Here is an 18,259-nt window from a genome sequence, read left to right on the forward strand (position 1 = left end):
CCGGCCCGCCGCCCCACGACGACGGGAGGCGCCGAGACCCGACGACTCCGACGAGAGCCGACGAGAGCCGACGAGAGCCGACGACGAGAACGAGGAGCTGGTGGTCGCCCGTGCCGAACTCCCCCGCCGACAAGCCCTGCCGGATCAGCGTCCGACGCCGGGGACCCCTGCTCGTCGAGGGCCCGGTGGAGGTGGAACTGGAGGACGGCACCACCGTCTCCTCCGACCGCTTCCGGGTCGCTCTGTGCACCTGCCGGCGCAGCCGCCGCTATCCCTGGTGCGACACCAGCCACCGGGACCGGGAGCGTTCCTAGCCAGCCGCCCGAAAGGCCGCATCCGCTCGGTCGGATGCGGCCCGGTCGTACACGAAAAGCCCGGAGGCCGGCGGCAGCCCCACACCGCCGATCCGGCCTCCGGGTACGAGATCACAGCGGTCCCGCGTCAGGGGCTCGCACTCCCCACGTCACGAGCCTGCCTCGGTGTCCACGGGGACCGTGTGATCCCGGTCCTCAGAACGCGAAGAGGCTGCTCTCGGCAGCGTTCTTCACGCACTCGTTGGCGAAGGTGTGCGCGAAGGCGACGCGCCTGCCCTGCCACACGCCGTCCACGGTGACGACCACCGGGTCGTACTGCCTGGTGCACACGGCGTGGCCGGGGCCCGCGAGGAGCTCCGGGTCGCCGCCGACGGCGCGCAGTTCGGCGCAGGCCAGGGAGGCGGCCGGGTGTGTGCCGGACGGCGTCGGCGCGCAGCTCAGAGTGACGGCCCGGGCCGCGTTGACGGTGGCGGCGGTCTCTCCGTGGCCCACGGTCAGCACGAGTGCCGACGGGGCGTACAGGGAGGTCGGCGCTGCGGCCGGGGCGGCGAGCGCGGATCCGGTGAGGGATCCGCAGACGGTTGCGGCCGTGAGGCCGAGGGTCGCTGCCCAGCGCGCGGTGTTCCGCATTGTGTGCATCCTTCCGCTCGATTCGGGGTGTGCCGGTCCGACTCGGTCGGTGCCGAACGCGGCGAGCGCGAGTCTGCCGAGTCCGTCGCCGAATCTCATATCGACCCCATGGGTTTCGGTAACCTTGCGTATTGAATCAGTGGCGTGAAGTCACTAAATTCGAACGTTCCAACGCCGAAAACAAGCGCTTCATGATCCGTTCGATCGGTTCGATGACCGGTTCCCATAGCTTCGTTAATCGGCCTGAAACATTCCGCTAGCGCCCCCACTCCCCCGGCGATCCCTTCGGAAGCCGACCGGACCGACCGCGCACCGCACCCCCGGAGGCCCTCGCAGACGCCCGGTGGGTGCGCGCGCCCCGAGTGGCGGCATGGACCGGACCACGGCACCGACCCGCCGGTATGGTCACCCTGCTGCACCCCGCCCGCGCGACGGCGCGACGGGACGCCGGGACGACGAGAGAGGGGACGGTCGGATGGCCAAGCACTGGGGGGACTTCCAGTACGAGATCTACCTCAACGGTATGACCGGCGCGGTCCCCCGGCTGCCCACCGATCTGACCCGCCTGGAGGAGCTCACCGAGCAACGGCTCGGACCGGGTCCGGTCGGCTATGTCGCGGGCAGCGCGGGCGACGGAAGCACGGCACGGGCCAACCGGGCGGCGCTGGAGCGCCGCCGGATCGTGCCGCGCATGCTGCGCGACGTGCACGAGCGGGACCTGTCGGTCGAGTTGCTGGGCCGTACGCTGCCAGCGCCGCTGGCGCTGGCGCCGGTCGGGGTGCTGTCGATCATGCATCCGGAGGCCGAGTCGGCGGCGGCCCGGGCGGCGGCGGCGCACGGGGTCCCGTACATCCTGTCGTCGGCCTCCAGCACGCCCATCGAGCAGGTGGCCGAGGCGATGGGGGACGCCGAGCGCTGGTTCCAGCTGTACTGGTCCAAGGACCGTGAGGTCACCCGCAGCTTTCTGGGCCGCGCGAGAACGAGCGGCTTCACGGTGCTGGTCGTCACCCTCGACACCCCGATGCTGGCCTGGCGGCCCCGCGACCTCGACCAGGCCTATCTGCCGTTCCTGCACGGTGTGGGCACGGCCAACTACTTCACCGACCCCGCCTTCGCGGCGGGTCTCGCCAGGCCCGTGCACGAGGACCCGAACGCGGCGGTGCTGCACTTCGTGAGCCTGTTCGCGGACCCCGGCAAGACCTGGCCGGACCTGGCGTTCCTGCGGGAGAACTGGGACGGCCCGATCGTCCTCAAGGGCGTGCTGCACCCCGACGACGCGCGACTGGCGGCGGACGCCGGGATGGACGGCGTGGTGGTCTCCAACCACGGCGGCCGGCAGGTGGCCGGCGCGGTGGCGGCCGCCGACGCGCTGCCCCGGGTGGCGCGGGCGGTCGGCGACCGGCTGAGCGTGCTGTTCGACAGCGGGGTGCGCACCGGCGACGACGTGTTCAAGGCCCTCGCCCTCGGCGCACGAGCGGTCCTGCTCGGCAGGCCCTACGTCTACGGGCTGGGCCTGGACGGGCAGTCCGGCGTCGAGCACGTGATCCGCTGCCTGCTCGCCGAGTTCGACCTCACGCTGGCCCTGTGCGGCCACCGCGGGCCGTCGACCGTCGGCCCCGAGGACCTGGTCGAGGACGCCGGCTGACGGTCGGCCCGGGCCGGGGAGGACCGGGCCTCAGACGGACCCGTCCGCCAGGTCGACGGGCCGGGCCGAGGGCGGCGCCCCGGTGCCGGCGACCGCGAGGGAGCCCGGGCTCGCCGAGGGGCCGTCGGTGAGCCAGCGCTGACTCGCCGAGTGGTCGCGCACCTTCACCACCACGTCGCTGCCGGCGTTCTCACCGGCCGGGGCGAGAGCGAGCGCGTCGTCCCAGCGCGGCAGCAACTCGCCCTGCACGGTGAGGTCGTAGCGGACGTCGTCGCCGCGGGCGTCGGTGGCGTCGACGCACCCGCCGAGGACGACCACGCCGGCGTCCACGTGCGAGTCCACGCACAGGTCGGGCCGGGCCACGCTGCGCACCTGCCCGTCGTCGTCGTACGACCAGCGCTGGGTCGCCTCGGACGAACAGCCCGCCAGCTCGACGGAGGCGCCCGCCTTCGCCTCGCCGCGGACGTCCAGGCACAGGTCGGCGCCGGCGTTGCGCAGCCTGGTCTGCCGGGGCGTGGCGGGCAGCCGGGCGGTGCCGGGGGCGGTCGGCGAGGCGGTGGCGGCCTGCGAGTCGGTGCCGGGGACGCCGGTGCTGGAGGAGGCGGGGTCGGCTCCGCCGCCGTCCGTCCACAGGCCGGCCGCGAGCAGGGTGGTCACCAGGCCGGCCGACGCCAGGCCGACGCCGGCGAACAGCCTGCGCGCCGAGCGCGGGCCGTCGGACGAGCGCCGGCGCGGCGAGGGGATCTTCGCGAGAAGAGCGCCGCGCCGGCCCCGGGTACCGCCGCCCCGGTGCCGCGCCGAGCCCTTGAGGCGCACGGTCTGCTGACGGGTCCGGCCCGGCCGGGTGTCGTGGTAGCGGCGGGCGCCCCAGCCGAGGACCGCCTCGGCGAGCAGCAGGCCGAGGCCGCTCTCGAAGCCGCCGAGCTGTTCCGCGGCGGAGCGGCAGTAGCGGCACTCGTCCAGGTGCTTGCGCACGTCGGGCAGGAGTTCGCCGCCGCGCCGGATGGGCACGTCCAGCAGTCGGTTGTAGAAACGGCAGTCCTTGCTCGGCGCGAGTTCCCGGTGGGCGCGCACGACGCCCTCGCGGAGCTTGTCGCGGGCCTGTTCGAGGGCCGCGGACACGGTCTCGGTGTCCATGCCGAGCAGTCCGGCTGCGACGGTGATCTGCTCGGCCTCGACCTCCACGTGCCACAGAACGCAGCGGGCGACCGCGGGGAGCCCCTGGAACGAGCGTTCCGCCAGCACCCGGTTCTCCGGCGTCATGGACTTCGCGGTGCGCATACCGCGCGCCCCGGCCGGTTTGCGCAGCACCGGCAGGACGCCGGACAGCTGCTCGTCGGCGGACCACAGCCGGGCCATGTCCCGGACGGTCACCAGCAGTCGAGGGCGCAGCGCGGTGCCCGGCTCGCCCAGCTTGAGCCGGTCGAAGACCTGGTGGAAGGCGGCGGCGGTGATCATCGACGCGACGCTTCCGGAGGAGGCGAGACAGATGACCGCGTACTCGTGCACCGGCCGCCAGTGCCGGGCGATCAGCAGCGCCGTGGACTGGGCGACCTCGCTGTCCGCGCCACCGCGTATCCCGGCGGCGAGGGACTCGTCGGACTCTCCGGGGCCCTCGCCCGGCGGGGGGTAGGGCGGAAGCGGAGGCTGGGGGGTGGGCACTGAGCGAATTCCTTTGGTACGTACCTGTTCGGTGCGGGCAGGGAGCGCCAATTCGCCTCCGCCGACGAACGCAGGGGACCTGGCCATGATCCCCTGCACGGGTGGTTCACCTTTGCACAACTAAGTCGCGCGCAACAAGGCGAGAGCCGAAGGCGCCCATTGTTGATAGAAAGTCGATAAGCGGAAAGCGGCTCCCACCTTGTACGGCGCCTTTCCGCACGGCCGGGCGTTCCGGTCGGAATCCGTTCTTGCGCCCCGTGTGAAACACGCGCACGCGGCAGGGCTCCGCGCACGCTCCCGCCGCACCGGCCCGGGTAGTTGGGTGGAACCGGCCACTTCCTCGAAGGGCCCCGCGCAGGACGGCGGCTCTCCTGCGCGAAACGGCCGCCGGCCCTGTTCCTCCCGCCCTCGGCCGGCGGCCCGGAAGGCTTCGACGTCCTCTCCTTCGGCGTCCCGTGCGAGCGCGCTATATCTGCCAGGAGCGCAGCCGGTCCGCCGCGCCGTACACGTCGGTCTTGCCGTCGAGGAGATCCCGGGCGAGGTCGACGAGCGCGCCGTACGGCGGATCGATGCCGACACCGCTGGTGAACATGTACGCCACCGCCGTCGCACAGGCGAAGCGGGCGTTGGCCGACGGCAGCGGCCTGAGCAGGGTGAGCGTGTGCAGCAGTGCGGCGGCCCGCCAGGCGGGGTCGGAGTCCACCCCCAGTTTGGGCGGGTCGACCCGGTGCCGGGCGACGGCGGCGACCAGGGCCGAGAAGTCGTTGACGGTGGGCTGCTCGGGCAGGACCTCTTCATGGCGCTGGAGCAGCCAGGGCACGTCGATGTGGATGACGGCTGTCATCGGTCAGGCGACCCGCCCCTCGCTCCTGGCGGAGCGCTCGTCGTCGGGGAAGGCGGCCGCGAACTCGTCGGCATGGGACGCGAAGAACCTGCGGAATTCCTCCGCGCCCTCCTGCAGCGCCCGGTGCCGCGCGATGTCGGCCGCGGCCGCCTCCCGCACGAGTGCCTTCATCGACGTACCGCGTTCCTTGGCGATCTGCCGCAGGTCCTCCAGCTCGCGATCGCTGAACTCCACATTGAGGGCTGGCATGCCCTTCACGGTACCGCGCGGGTACTTACTCGTAAATCTCCCCAGGTCAAACTGATGACCGCGCGGTACCAGAAGGTGTTCGTCCGTGCACGATCGCGACCGGTCGCGTCCTATTGCTGATCCGCCACGAAGGACGCCATCCGGGCCAGCGCCGCATTCCAGTTGATCGCGGTCTCGTTCGTCGACCAGGACTGAATGTCGTCGATGTAGCAGAACTGCCCGACGCACCCCTGGAGCTTGCTCTGCGCATAGGGGTCCTGGATGCTCGAGTTCGGTCCGCCCGCGAGCGTCCCGGCCGGCGGGTCCGGCAGGTTCGGGTCGAGCTGGTGGGCGTACCAACGGCTGTGCTGACGGTGGGAGTTCACCTCGCCGTAGCCGGTGACGTACGAGATGTTGAGGGCGTTGCGGCCGAGGACGTAGTCCATGCTCTCGACGGCGGCGTCACGGTACTTCGAGGCGCCGGTCAGATCGTAGGCGGTGGCGATCACCACGGCGTTGTTCAGGACCTGGTGGCTCGAACCCCAGTCGTAGAGATTGTTGTCGGGCGCGTAGGGCATGCCGTACGGCTGTGCCGCCAGCGCGGCCAGATACGTGTCCGCGCCGCGCACCACCGAGCGGCGCACCTTGTCCCGTCCCGGCAGCATGCTGGGCACGAGGGCGAGGTCGAGCCGACCGGCGGCGGCCGTGCGGGACCAGTCGAAGCCGTAGGGGCCGAACACGTCGGCGATGTGCACGGGCGAACCGGCGACGAAGTCGGCGTACCGCTTCTCCCCCGTGGTCAGGTACAGCTCGGCAGCCGCCCAGTAGAACTCGTCGGTCGCGTCGGTGTCGTTGTAGGCGCCTCCGCCGGTGGCGTCGGCCGGATCGGCGTACACCTGCGGGTGCGCCACGGCCGCCGCCCAGGCGGTGCGCGCCGCCTTCAGCGCCTTCGCCGCGAACGCCTTGTCGTAGGGCTTGTAGAGCCGGGCCGCCTGGGCGGCGGTGGCGGCCAGGTTGAGGGTCGCGGTGGTCGTCGGCGGGTGCAGCTCGCGCTTTTGCGGGTCGTCGTCAGGCAGCAGCGGCAGGCCCGTCCACTGTTCGTCGTGGACCTTGTGATGGGCCATGCCCGCCAGCGGCTGACCGGCCGGCACCTGCATCCTCAGCAGGAAGTCCAGCTCCCAGCGGGCCTCGTCGAGGACGTCCGGCGTCCTGTTGCCGCTCTCGGGCAGGGCGAGCGTGCCGTCGCCGAGCGCGGCAGGATGCCCGGTGCGGGCGTGCAGGGAGCGTTCGTAGGTGCTCATCAGCTCCCAGACCGCGATACCCCCGTTGACGACGTACTTGCCGTGGTCCCCGGCGTCGTACCAGCCGCCGGAGACGTCGAGGGCGTAGTCGCACACCCCGGGCTGACAGGGCACCGACGCGTCACCCCGGTTGGGCGCGACGCCCACGTGTCCGGCGGCCCTGCCGTATCCGGGCCGCAGGTCGTCGCGGATCGCGATACCGCTGCGCTGCGTGTAGTAGTACTTCGCCGCGTCGACCCGCAACCGGCGGTAGGCGGCCGTGCCGATGTCGAACGGGCGGCTGGTCTCGCCGTCGGCGACCAGGGTGAATCCGGTGCCGCCCTTGCGGTAGGCCCCGAAGTCGATGGAGTGCACGCGCTGTCCGGACGAGGCGTCGAGGCCGCGCGGCACGCTCCAGCCCTTCGCGACCGTCGTCCCGGCGGCGTTCTTCAGCCGCCAGGGCAGCTTGCCCGCGGCGTCCGTCACCAGCGTGGCGTTCTTCGGCCCGCCGGGCAGGTAGGCGACCTGGTTGACGCGCACCCGCGGTCCGGTGTCGGGCTCGTACACCTCGGGCGGCACCCCGCCCAGCAGCGACACGTCGTCCAGGCAGAACCGCCAGGGGTCGGCGCTGCCGCCGACCTGGAAGGCGACCTGCCCCTGCGCGCTGTCGACGGGCGCGGTGAAGGTGTACGCGTACGAACCCCCCGACGCGCTCAGCACCGGGGTCGCCTCGTACCAGGTGTCGTACGGTGCGGCCCCGAGGCCCACGACAGCGCGCACCACATGCCCCTCGGGCACTCCGGAGGCGCTGAAGGAGAAACGGTACGTCGACCCCTTCTGCAGGGTGATGTCGTTCTGGCCGACGGCGGAGTCCCAGCGGTTGGCGGTGCCGCCGGGCACGTCCGCGCAGAGCCTGCCGTCGGCGAGGCCTGCGCTGACGTTACTGGTCCACCACGGGTCGGCGGTCGTGTCGAAGCCGCCGTTCCTGACCTGTTCGGTCTCGTCGGCACCGGCCTGCTGGGCGGGCAGCGCGGTGAGCGCCGCGCCCAGCAGGGCCGCGAGGGACAGCAGGGCCGTTCTGCGTCGTTTCACGTCCGGGCTCCTCGAAAGACGCGGGGCGCTCCGTACCGGACCGGGCGGCCGATGGGAGCGCTCCCAGGGAGGGGTCGAGGGACATGCTTGTTGCAGTCATGACACCCCGTCAACGGTGCGGACGAAATGACCTCGGGCCGTTGCCGGCGGGGCCGGGGCGTGCCGGCGGCGGCCGTGCGGACGGGGCGTTGTCAGTGGGGCGTCCTAGGGTGGACAGTCCGCACAGCACTGCGAGAACGGGGAGCCTCCATGACCACTCTGCCCGACCGGCCGCGTACGGCCCTGCTCGTCATCGACGTCCAGAAGGGCGTGGTGGCGGGCGCGCCCCGGCGCGACGAGGTGATCGCCAACATCGGCGCCCTGATCGACACCGCCCGCGCGCAGGGCGCTCCGGTCGTCTGGATACAGCACTCGGACGGCGAACTGGTGCGCGGCAGCGAGAACTGGCAGTACGTCGAGGAGCTGGTCCGCCTCGATCCGGAGCCGCTCGTGCACAAGACCTACTTCGACTCCTTCGAGGACACGGAGCTGGAGTCGGTGCTCGCCGAACACGGGGTGGGCCGGGTCTTCGTCACGGGTGCGCAGACGGACGCGTGCATCCGCTCGACCCTGCACGGAGCCTTCGTGCGGGGCTACGACGTGACGCTGGTCGGTGACGCGCACACCACGGAGGATCTCAGCCAGTACGGCGCGCCCGCCCCGGAGCAGGTCATCGCCCACACCAACCTGTACTGGTCGTGGCAGAGCGCGCCCGGCCGCAGCGCGGGCACGGTGGACACGGCGAAGGTGACGTTCGAGGGGACCGCGACGGGCTGAGCCGCTCCCGCGAGGGCAGGGCCAGGCGGGGCGGCGTGAGGGGCGGGCGGGCGCCCGCGCGGTCGCCTTGCGGGCTCCGGCCTCGACGGCGCGCACGACGGGGAGCGCCTTGCCGCGGAACGCGGTGCGCACGCCCTTGAGGCGGAGCCCTCGTCCGGGTCGGAGCGGAAGATGTCGGTCGCCGGCGTCCGCGTGCCGGCCGGTCGGGGCGGTGGGTCCGACGGCGTCGCCTGGCGCGAACCGCCGGCCGTCACGCAGCGGTACCGTGTGGCGCCCCGGCCCGCTCCTTGCGTGCGCGGCGACCAGGGCCGGCGGGGCGCCGAGGACTGCTCCGGCGGCCGGTGCGACCGCGGGGGCGGCGAGGACCGGTCTGCGCGTGACCGACGTGGACGGCTCTCCCCGCATCCGGACATCGGAATCGGAAGTCCTCGCAACTCATCGCCGCCCAACAGGATCTGACGACGCCCCACTCCGGCCCGTCCAGGGTGCGGAAATCCCCCTGCGTCCTCGTGAACCCTCTGGGCCGCTCTCGGTGAAGATCGGCCGGTTCTGCCTCTTGACCCCGGCGCACGTCCGCTGTGCGGCCGCCCCACAGGGGTTCCGGTCCACGCGCGGGCCGTACGCACTAGGCTGGAACGGAAGTGACCTGCCTGTTCACTGTGAGTGCCCGCACGGGAGTGGCGAGATGAGCCCGGAGTATCCGTTCGACGAGGCCGCGACGGCCCGGGCCGTCGTCGACGACGTCGGCACGCTCATCGGGTGGAACGAGGGCGCCCGGGCCCTCCTCGGCTGGTCCCCGGACGAGGTCGTGGGCCGGCCCGCCGCGGAACTCCTGAGCGAGGCCCTGCCCCTCCCCACCGGTTCCCGCTGGGACGGAACGGTGACTTTGCGCCACCGCGACGGCCGACCGATGCCGACCTGGCTGCTCGCCCACCACAGCCGGTCCGAGGACGGCCGGCCCGGGCAGTGGCTCGTCGTCACCCCTCTCACCGGGAACGGTCCCGCCCCCTCGGAGGAGCCGCTCGCCACTGCGGGGCTGGTCCAGTCCCCCTGCCCGGTGGCGGTCTACGACGAACAGCTACGGCTGCGCCGGATCAACGACGCGATGAGCGACGTCATCGGGCTGCCCGAGGAGCGCGTCAAGGGCCTGCGGCTCTCCGAGATCGGCGGCCTGTCGCAGAGCTCCGAACTGGAACGGCACATGCTCCAGGTGCTCCACAGCGGCCGGGCCCAGGACGTCGAGACGTACCTGCGGACCGGCGGTGAGGGCCGCGCGCACGCCTGGCTGGCCCGGATGGCGCCGGTGACCGATCCGGCCGGCCGGATCCGGGGCGTGTGCCTGGCCGCCCACGACTTCACCGAGCACCACCGCTCCCGTGAGCGGCTCCAGCTGGTCAACGAGGCGAGCGTGCGCATCGGCAGCACCCTCGACGTGACGCGCACGGCCCAGGAGCTGGCCGAGGTGTGCGTCCCCGCGCTCGCGGACTTCGTCAGCGTCGACCTGCTCGACCCGCAGGACGGCGAACCCCCGGCCCGGTTCGTCCCGCCGGTGAGTCTGCGACGCGCGGCGCACCACTCGGTCAACGCCGGCAGCCCCGAGGCGGTGGCCGAGCCCGGCGAGGCACAGGACTTTCCGGCCGGGTCGCCGCAGGCCGACTCGCTGGCCGCGGGCCGCACCATCGTCGGCACGGTGGCCGGCGGCGGTCTGGACGCCTGGCTGGAATGGGACCCGGCACGCGCCGCCCGGGTGCGCGAGCTCGGCATCCACTCCACGATGTCCGTGCCGATCCAGGCCCGGGGCGTCACCCTCGGCGTCGCCGTCCTCACCCGGTTCCGCCGGCCCGAGCCCTTCTCCCCGGACGACCTGCTGCTGGCGGAGGAGGTCACGACCCGGGCCGCCGTCTGCATCGACAACGCCCGCCGCTACTCCCGCGAACGCGAGACGGCCCTCGCCCTGCAGCGCAGCCTGCTGCCGCGGACCCTGCCGCGCACGGCGGCCGTCGAGGCCGCCTCCCGCTATCTGCCGGCCGCCCGCGCCGGGGTCGGCGGCGACTGGTTCGACGTCATCCCGCTGTCCGGGATGCGCGTGGCCATGGTCGTCGGGGACGTCGTCGGACACGGCGTCCAGGCCTCGGCCACCATGGGCCGGCTGCGCACCGCCGTGCGCACCCTCGCCGACATCGACCTGGCCCCCGACGAGCTGCTCACCCACCTGGACGACCTGGTGGTCCGGCTGTCGGAGGAGGCCGGCGGCGAGGGCAGCCCCGGCGAGGTCGGCGCGACCTGCCTGTACGCGGTGTACGACCCGGTGTCGCGGCGCTGCAGCCTGGCGCGCGCCGGTCACCCCCCGCCGGTGCTGCTCCGGCCGGACGGCACGCCCCGGCGGATCGAGCTGCCCGCCGGTCCCCCGCTGGGCGTGGGCGGGCTGCCGTTCGAGTCGGCCGAGCTGGAGGTGGCCGAGGGCAGTGTGCTCGCCTTCTACACCGACGGCCTGACCGAGTCCCGCGAGCGGGACGCGGACGCCGGTCACCGGCTGCTCAGGGAGGCTCTGGCAGACCCGTCGGACTCCCTGGACGAGACCTGCGACCGGATCCTGCACACCCTGCTGCCGCCCGGCGGGGCCGCCGACGACGTGGCGCTGCTGCTCGCACGCACCCGGGGCCTGCCCGCCTCCCAGGTCGCGACCTGGGACATCCCCGCCGACCCCGCGCTGGTCGCGCCGATCCGCAAGCAGGCCGTCGAGCAGTTGTCGCGCTGGGAGCTGAGCGACGCGTCGTTCACCACCGAACTGGTGGTGAGCGAGCTCGTCACCAACGCGATCCGGTACGGCTCCCGCCCCATCCGGCTGCGGCTCATCCATGACGCGACGACGCTGATCTGCGAGGTCTCCGACCACAGCCACACAGCCCCGCACCTGCGCCGGGCCAAGACCTGGGACGAGGGCGGTCGCGGCCTGCTCCTGGTCGCCCAGCTCACCCAGCGCTGGGGCAGCCGGCACACGGCCGAGGGCAAGACGATCTGGGCGGAGCTGGCGCTCCTCGAGGAGGGGTGAGGCGGTCCTCCCGCCGACCCGGCCTGGCGGGGCTCTTACCCGAACATGTTTTCATGGACGGGCTCCCGGACCTCCTCGATGGGCGGGCAGCGTCCCGACCCCGTCCCGGAGAACAGCCCTGAACACCCCGCTCGCCGAAAGTCTGTCCGTCCTCCTGCTCGCCGCCGCTCTCGGCTGGGCGGTGCTGCGCCCTGCCGGCCGGTCGGAGGCCCTGGTCGCCGTTCCCGCAGCGGCGGCGGTGATCGCCCTGGGCGCGGTGTCGCCGGACCACGCCCTGGCGGAAGCCGAACGTCTCGGGCCGGTCGTCGGCTTCCTCGCCGCGGTGCTGGTGCTGGCGCACCTGTGCGACGTCGAGGGACTGTTCACCGCCTGCGGCGCGTGGATGGCCCGCCGGGCGGCCGGCCGGCCCCGGCGCCTGCTGGCCGCGGTGTTCGTGCTGGCGTCGGCGGTGACGGCGGCGCTCAGTCTGGACGCCACGGTGGTGCTGCTGACGCCGGTGGTGTTCGCCACCGCCGCCCGGATGGGGGTGCGGTCGAGGCCGCACGTCTATGCATGCGCGCACCTGTCGAACACCGCCTCGCTGCTGCTGCCGGTCTCCAACCTGACCAACCTGCTGGCGTTCGCCGCGAGCGGGCTGAGCTTCACGCGCTTCGCCGCCCTGATGGCGCTGCCGTGGGTGGTCGCGATCGGCGCCGAGTACCTGGTCCTGCGACGGTTCTTCGCCGCCGATCTGCCCGCTGCCGAGCCCACCGCCGACGACGGTCCGGAGCCCAAGCTGCCGCTGTTCGCGCTGGTCACCGTGGCCTGCACGCTGGCGGGATTCGTGGTGGCCTCCGCGGTCGGGGTCGAACCGGCCTGGGCCGCGCTGGCCGGCGCCCTCGTCATGGCCGGGCGGGCGCTGGCGCGACGTCGTGTGACGCCGGTCGCCGTGGTGCGGGCGTCCGCGCCGGGGTTCCTCGCGTTCGTGCTGGCGCTCGGGATCGTGGTGCGCGCGGTGGTCGACAACGGGCTCGCCGGCGCGTTGCGGCACGTGCTGCCCGGCGGCTCGGGTCTGCTCGCGCTGCTGGCCGTCGCCGCAGTGGCCGCCGTCCTCGCGAACCTGATCAACAACCTGCCCGCGGTGCTGGTCCTGGTGCCGCTCGCCGCCCCGGCGGGGACCGGGGCGGTGCTCGCGGTGCTGCTCGGGGTGAACATCGGCCCGAACCTGACCTACGCCGGATCCCTCGCGACGCTGCTGTGGCGGCGTGTGGTGCAGGAGCGTGACGAGCGCGTCGAGGTCGGCGAGTTCACCCGGCTCGGCCTGCTCACGGTGCCGGCCGCGCTGGTCCCGGCCGTGGTGGCGCTGTGGGCCTCGCTCCAGGTGATCGGCGCCTGACCGCCCGGTTCAGCGACCGCCGCCGTATCCCCCGTAGCCGCCGTATCCCCCGTAGGGGTAACCGCCGTACCCTCCGTAGCCGCCGTATCCCCCGTAGCCGCCGGAGCCGTGTCCGTAACCGCCGGACGCGCCGGGCCCGCCGCCGGAGCAGGGGTTCCCGTACCAGCAGGACGTGTCGCCCGGACCCGGCGACGCGCTCGCCGACGCCGTCGGGACGGCGGACGGCGTCGGCGTGGGTGTGGGCGCCGGCTTCGCGGCCTTCGGCGTGACGGACGGGGCCGGGGCGTCGGAGGGGTCGCTGTCGGCGCCCCAGTTGACGAACTGCATCTGCGGGTCGGGCCGCGAGGTGTCGACCACCCACCGCTGGGCGGCGCTGTCCACCCGGTTCTTCAGGACGAGTGCGCCCGAGCCGTCGGTGGCCGCGGGCGCCAGCGCGAGGTTCTGCCCGGAACGCGGGACGAGCGTGCCCTGCAGCGTGAAGTCGTACTGCACGTTCCTGGCGTCCGGCTGGGCGGTGCCCGTGCACGGCGCGAGCCGCACCGAGTAGCCGAGCCGCGAGTCGAGGCAGAGGTCGGGGGCCGCGGCGCTGCGCAGCAGTCCGTTCGGGTCGTACGCCCACTGCTGGCCGGCGGCGGAGGTGCAGGCCGCGAGTTCGGCCTCGGCGCCGCTGACCGGTTTGGCGCCTTCCACGCCGATGCACAGCCCGGAGGCGACGTTGTGCAGACGGCCGCGCACGGTGCCCTGAGCGGCGGCGTCCGCGCCGGCCCAGGACGGGTCGCCGGTGGCCTTGTCCGTGCCCGGGGCGTCGGGCTCCGCCGCGCCGCTGCCCGCGGCCGGGGCGGAGCCGTCACCGGAGTCGATGACGGCCCACACCATGAGCGGCAGGACGACGAGCCCGCTCACGGTGAGCACGGCGGCGGCGAGGTTGCGCCGGCGGGCGGCGCGACGGGCCGCCTTCTGCTCCGAACGGCTCGCGCCGGGACGCGGATCGACGTCCGTCATGGAGCCGAGGTGCGGGTCCACGTCCGTCGCGGAGCCCTGGCGTCGGCCGGCGCCGGCGTCGAAGCCGGGCGCGGACGCGACCCCGGGGCCGGCCGGGGCGGCGGCCCCGGGGAGGTCGCCGAAGCGGGCTCCGATCCGGGAGACCAGGCCGGACCGCAGTCGGCCGCGGGTGGCGGGCCGGGCGCCGGCCCCGGCGGACGCGGCCGCGAAGGACCCGTCCGTGAAGGCCTCGCCCGCGTAACCGCGCGGTTTCTTCCCGGCCGGGTCGCCGGACTCGCCGTGCCCCGCCACCCTGATCTCCACATAGGCCGCGGCCGCCCAGCCCAGGATGCCGTCGGCCAGCGCGGCGCCGAGCAGCCCCTCGAACTGCAGCAACTGGTCGGCGGTGTGGGTGCAGTGCCGGCAGCCGTCCAGATGGGTGCGCAGATCGGGGTCGACGTCGACGCCGCCGCGCCGGCAGGTGACGTCCAGCAGCCGGTGGTAGCGCTGGCACTCGTCGTCGGTGGCGAGTTCACGGTGCACCTGGAGGCACTCCTCGCGAAGCCGCTCGCGGGACCGGCTCAACTCGCCGCGGGCGCCGTCCTCCTCGAGGCCCAGCAGGCCGGCCGGTACCGCCAGCGGCTCGGCCTCGACCTCGACGTGCCAGAGCAGGCAGCGAGCCGACTCGGGCAGCCGCTGGAACGCCCGGGACAGCATGCGCCGGTTCACGGGCGGCAGCATGAGGGCGGCCGCCCGGTCGGCGATCACGCCGTCGCCGTCGCCCTCGGAGCGCAGCGTGGGATGCAGCAGGTCGCGGCGGCCGTCGGTGTCCCACTCGGCCGCGATGCGGCGGACGGTGACCAGCAGATGGGGGCGCCAGGCGGCCGTCGGACCGTTCTGCCGCAGGGTCTCGCCGAACAGCCGGGTGAAGGCGGCCGTGGTGAGCATGCCGGCCGCGCGCTCGCCGTCGGTGCACAACCGGGCGTAGGAGAAGGCGGCCTCCCAGTGCCGGTCGAGCAGCTCGCCGACGGGATGCAGCGCGGGCGACGCCCCCGTCCACTTCTTCAGCTCCGCGCTGAGCTGTTCGTCCGTCGCGTCGAAGCGGCGCGCCGAAGGGGAATTCGACAGGCCTGCGTCATTCACGGGCTGCATTCCTTCCGGGGCATGCGGCATAAAGTCCATACCATCGGGTTTGCGGTTCCGCCCGGGCGGCGGACGACTCGCACAGGGTTCGGCGCCTCTGACGTCCGCAGCGGGACAGCTCTCGTGAAGCGTGGGGAGTGTGACGGGAGGCGTCTCGTGCGCACGATGGGGAAATCGTTGTCCGCGCGCCGACAAGGCACACCTTCGCACAACCGGACCAGGACGAACAAGAGATCCCACGGTTTCGTACACGGGGCACCGGACGCCGGCTATTGACGAAACGTCAAAGCAGGATCGCCCTGTGGGGTGGTCCCTGTATTGCCGTCCCTTTTGACGCCCCTGTCGCGGGCTCTTTCGCGGACGTAATTCGCCCTGCCTTTCCCTCGCCCGACCGCAGCCGCCCCGCCCCGTCTTTCGCGTCGCCCGGCTCGGGGTTACGGTGCCAGTCCCGCGGCAGGCGGACCCAGGAGGCCACGCATGACAGTGACGGACATCGACACCGCCGGGACTCCCCGCCTGAGCGAGGCGGATCTGCGGCAGTACCGGGAGGACGGTTTCACCGTCGTTCGCGGGCTGTTCACGCAGGACGAAGTCGACCGGCTCTGCGCCGAGTTCGAGGCGCTGCACGCTGCGGGGCGGCCGGTGCCCGGGCATTTCGAGCCGCGCCCCGGCGCCGTGGACCCGCTCGCCGCGTATCCGAGGGTGCTGCACCCGCACGAGATCAGTCCGCTCGCCCGCCGGGTTCTGCTCGACGCCCGACTGCGTGGCGTCCTGGAGCAGTTGCTCGACGAGGAGGCGCTGGCCGCGCAGAGCATGTTCTACTTCAAGCCGCCGGGCGCCCGGGGCCAGGCACTGCACCAGGACAACTTCTATCTGCGGGTCGAGCCGGGCACGTGCGTGGCCGCCTGGCTGGCCTGCGACGAGATCGACCGCGACAACGGCGGTCTGGAAGTCGTGCCCGGCACGCACCGGATGGAGCTGTTCTGTCCGGAGACGGCCGACGCTCAGGTGTCGTTCGCTCGGGAGTACGTGCCGCCGCCGCCCGGGCTCGCGGCGACGCCGGTCGACATGGCCGCGGGCGACGTGCTGTTCTTCAACGGCAGTCTGGTGCACGGATCGCAGCCCAACCGCAGCGGCGACCGGTTCCGCCGGTCGTTCATCGGGCACTACGTCGGGCGCTCGGCGGAGCGCATCGGCGCGTACTACCGGACGCTGACGATGAACGGCGAGCGACTGGCCCTGCCGGTGAGCGAGGGGGCCGGGCCCTGCGGCACGGAGTTCGCGCCGGCGAGCCCGCACTGACCCGCGCGGACCCTCGCCGGCCCCTCACCCGCCCCGCTCGGGCCCCCCGGAGCACCCGCCGCCCCGCGGGGCCGCCCTTCCGTCCTCGCCTACGCTCCGCCTTCCGTCGCGCCCGGTTCAGTGACCGGCGACGGCGTGCGGGGCGTAGGGCTGCTCGAGTTCCTGCAACTCCTTGTCGGTCAGCTCCAGTTCGACCGCCGCCACCGCGTCGTCGAGGTGGTTCGGCTTCGACGCGCCGATGATCGGGGCCGTCACCGTGCTCCGGTGCAGCAGCCAGGCCAGAGCCACCTGGGCGCGCGGCACCCCGCGGGCGCCGGCGATGCGGGTGACGGCTTCGACGATGGTCCGGTCGCCCTCCGGGTAGAGGGTGCTGCCGAACGCGTCGCCGGCGCTGCGGTCGGTCCGCGTGCCCCAGTCGCGGGTGAGGCGGCCGCGGGCCAGCGGGCTCCAGGGCAGCACGCCGACGCCCTGGTCCGCGCACAGGGGCAGCATCTCGCGCTCCTCCTCGCGGTAGAGGAGGTTGTAGTGGTTCTGCATCGACACGAACCGGGTCCAGCCGTGCCGTTCGGCCGTGTGCTGCATCGTGGCGAACTGCCAGGCGTACATCGAACTCGCCCCGATGTAGCGGGCCTTGCCCGCTTTCACCACGTCGTGCAGCGCCTGCATCGTCTCCTCGACGGGGGTGTGCGGGTCGAAACGGTGGATCTGGTACAGGTCGACGTGGTCGGTGCCGAGGCGGCTCAGGCTGTGGTCGATCTCGGACAGGATCGCTTTGCGGGACAGTCCGGCGCCGTTGGGTCCGGGCCGCATCCGGCCGTGCACCTTCGTGGCGAGCACGATCTCGTCGCGCCGGGCGAAGTCGCGCAGCGCCCTGCCGACGATCTCCTCGCTGGTGCCGTCGGAGTAGACGTTCGCGGTGTCGAAGAAGGTGACGCCCGCCTCCAGGGCCTGCCGGATCAGCGGCCTGGACGCCTCCTCGTCGAGGGTCCACTCGTGCGTGCCCCGGTCCGGGACGCCGTAGGTCATACAGCCCAGACAGATCCGCGACACGTCCAGACCCGTCGAACCGAGCTTCACGTACTGCATCGTCGCCGCTCCTGACATCGGTGGGAGGTGAAGGAGGTACGTGAACGGAGCGTACGTGGGCCCGGCCGCCCGGGTTCAGCCGAGCAGGTCCAGCGCCCGCTCCCAGTGGAACTCCGCACTCTCCGCCGTGTCGTACGGGCACCCGAACCGCACGCCCGTCGCGCGCAGCCGGGCGAGGCTCCCCCGGTAGGCGGGGTGGCCGGCGAGGGTCTCGTTCACACACGGCAGGACGCCTATGGGGACGCCGAGTCCGACGGCCTCGCACAGGGTGCCGAGGGCGAGGGTGTCGGCGATGCCGGCGGCCCACTTGTTCAGGGTGTTGAAGGTGGCCGGGGCGACGACGACGGCGTCCGGCTGCGGGAACGGTCGCGGATCGGCGGGGCGCCGCCAGGCGGAGCGGACGGGGAGGCCGGTCTGCGCCTCGACCGCGGCGGCGTCGAAGAAGCCGTTCATGGCCGACGGCGTGGCGATCACGCCGACCCTCCACCGTCGCTCCAGCGCGGCGGTGATCAGCACGTCCACGCCCGACGCGACGCCCGCGGCGCAGACGACGACATAGAGGAAGGGCCGCCGAGTTGCGTCCGGTTCTTCGTCCTGTTCGGTCACCCGGGAACCCTACTGAACCGGGAAGGACAGCTCCCGTCCGGCCGCGGGACCGGGTCCTGCACGCGGCTGCCGGTCACGAAATCCGGTTGCCCTCGGCCGCTGCTCACCCGCAGGATCCAGCCATGCTCACTTTCGACGCCCCTCTGCCGCTGACGTCCGCCGCCGCTCCTACGGCACCGGTCCAGCAGCAGCCCGGCCGTCCC

General features: G+C 73.2%; 14 protein-coding genes. 6 read left to right on the plus strand and 8 right to left on the minus strand.

All coding sequences use genetic code 11. From position 1 onward, the window contains the following. The first annotated feature begins 110 nt into the window (after positions 1 to 110). The gene (locus OHS82_RS05775) at positions 111 to 314 is read left to right on the plus strand and encodes a CDGSH iron-sulfur domain-containing protein (RefSeq protein WP_057577473.1); all 204 of its coding nucleotides are present in this window, start codon (positions 111 to 113) and stop codon (positions 312 to 314) included. Positions 315 to 509: 195 nt separating this feature from the next. On the opposite strand, the gene OHS82_RS05780 is transcribed toward OHS82_RS05775, so the two are convergent. Beyond that, entirely contained in the window at positions 510 to 944 is a 435-nt protein-coding gene (locus tag OHS82_RS05780; protein ID WP_057577475.1) for a subtilase-type protease inhibitor, read from the minus strand. A gap of 475 nt (positions 945 to 1,419) precedes the next feature. Here OHS82_RS05780 and OHS82_RS05785 point away from each other — a divergent pair, with 475 nt between their 5' ends. Continuing rightward, the gene (locus tag OHS82_RS05785) at positions 1,420 to 2,589 is read left to right on the plus strand and encodes a lactate 2-monooxygenase (protein ID WP_057577477.1); all 1,170 of its coding nucleotides are present in this window, start codon (positions 1,420 to 1,422) and stop codon (positions 2,587 to 2,589) included. Positions 2,590 to 2,619: 30 nt separating this feature from the next. On the opposite strand, the gene OHS82_RS05790 is transcribed toward OHS82_RS05785, so the two are convergent. The 4 genes from OHS82_RS05790 to OHS82_RS05805 all read right to left on the minus strand — a co-directional run bounded on the left by OHS82_RS05790 (position 2,620) and on the right by OHS82_RS05805 (position 7,695). Continuing rightward, positions 2,620 to 4,251: an RICIN domain-containing protein gene (locus OHS82_RS05790; protein WP_328433413.1), complete on the minus strand. Its 1,632-nt coding sequence runs from the start codon at positions 4,249 to 4,251 to the stop codon at positions 2,620 to 2,622. Between the two features lie 466 nt (positions 4,252 to 4,717). Next, positions 4,718 to 5,095, minus strand: coding sequence for a hypothetical protein (locus OHS82_RS05795; RefSeq protein WP_057577480.1), 378 nt, complete (start codon positions 5,093 to 5,095; stop codon positions 4,718 to 4,720). 3 nt (positions 5,096 to 5,098) lie between these two features. Beyond that, positions 5,099 to 5,344, minus strand: coding sequence for a hypothetical protein (locus OHS82_RS05800; RefSeq protein WP_057577667.1), 246 nt, complete (start codon positions 5,342 to 5,344; stop codon positions 5,099 to 5,101). A gap of 110 nt (positions 5,345 to 5,454) precedes the next feature. Further along, positions 5,455 to 7,695 carry a glycoside hydrolase family 9 protein gene (locus OHS82_RS05805; protein ID WP_328433414.1) on the minus strand — a complete coding sequence of 747 codons (2,241 nt, stop codon included), beginning with the start codon at positions 7,693 to 7,695 and terminating at the stop codon, positions 5,455 to 5,457. A gap of 249 nt (positions 7,696 to 7,944) precedes the next feature. On the opposite strand from OHS82_RS05805, the gene OHS82_RS05810 reads away from it, so the two are divergent. The 3 genes from OHS82_RS05810 to OHS82_RS05820 all read left to right on the plus strand — a co-directional run bounded on the left by OHS82_RS05810 (position 7,945) and on the right by OHS82_RS05820 (position 12,938). Continuing rightward, the gene (locus OHS82_RS05810; RefSeq protein ID WP_328433415.1) at positions 7,945 to 8,511 is read left to right on the plus strand and encodes a cysteine hydrolase family protein; all 567 of its coding nucleotides are present in this window, start codon (positions 7,945 to 7,947) and stop codon (positions 8,509 to 8,511) included. A 685-nt stretch (positions 8,512 to 9,196) separates the two neighbouring features. Next, positions 9,197 to 11,563, plus strand: coding sequence for a SpoIIE family protein phosphatase (locus OHS82_RS05815; RefSeq protein WP_057577486.1), 2,367 nt, complete (start codon positions 9,197 to 9,199; stop codon positions 11,561 to 11,563). A 118-nt stretch (positions 11,564 to 11,681) separates the two neighbouring features. Continuing rightward, positions 11,682 to 12,938: an SLC13 family permease gene (locus OHS82_RS05820; protein ID WP_328436032.1), complete on the plus strand. Its 1,257-nt coding sequence runs from the start codon at positions 11,682 to 11,684 to the stop codon at positions 12,936 to 12,938. Positions 12,939 to 12,947: 9 nt separating this feature from the next. Here the strand turns inward: OHS82_RS05820 and OHS82_RS05825 are convergent, their stop codons facing one another. After that, positions 12,948 to 15,071, minus strand: a complete 2,124-nt coding sequence (locus OHS82_RS05825) for a ricin-type beta-trefoil lectin domain protein (RefSeq protein WP_063894239.1) — start codon at positions 15,069 to 15,071, stop codon at positions 12,948 to 12,950. Positions 15,072 to 15,539: 468 nt separating this feature from the next. Between OHS82_RS05825 and OHS82_RS05830 the strand changes: the two genes are divergently transcribed. Next, positions 15,540 to 16,364 carry a phytanoyl-CoA dioxygenase family protein gene (locus OHS82_RS05830; protein WP_328433416.1) on the plus strand — a complete coding sequence of 275 codons (825 nt, stop codon included), beginning with the start codon at positions 15,540 to 15,542 and terminating at the stop codon, positions 16,362 to 16,364. A gap of 117 nt (positions 16,365 to 16,481) precedes the next feature. Here the strand turns inward: OHS82_RS05830 and OHS82_RS05835 are convergent, their stop codons facing one another. Together OHS82_RS05835 and OHS82_RS05840 are read right to left on the minus strand one after the other, a co-directional pair. Further along, positions 16,482 to 17,450, minus strand: a complete 969-nt coding sequence (locus tag OHS82_RS05835) for an aldo/keto reductase (RefSeq protein ID WP_057577494.1) — start codon at positions 17,448 to 17,450, stop codon at positions 16,482 to 16,484. Between the two features lie 75 nt (positions 17,451 to 17,525). After that, positions 17,526 to 18,056: a flavoprotein gene (locus tag OHS82_RS05840; protein WP_057577496.1), complete on the minus strand. Its 531-nt coding sequence runs from the start codon at positions 18,054 to 18,056 to the stop codon at positions 17,526 to 17,528. Positions 18,057 to 18,259 lie beyond the last annotated feature (203 nt).

It is taken from the genome of Streptomyces sp. NBC_00425 (genome assembly GCF_036030735.1).
In the GTDB taxonomy this organism is placed as follows: Bacteria; Actinomycetota; Actinomycetes; order Streptomycetales; family Streptomycetaceae; genus Streptomyces.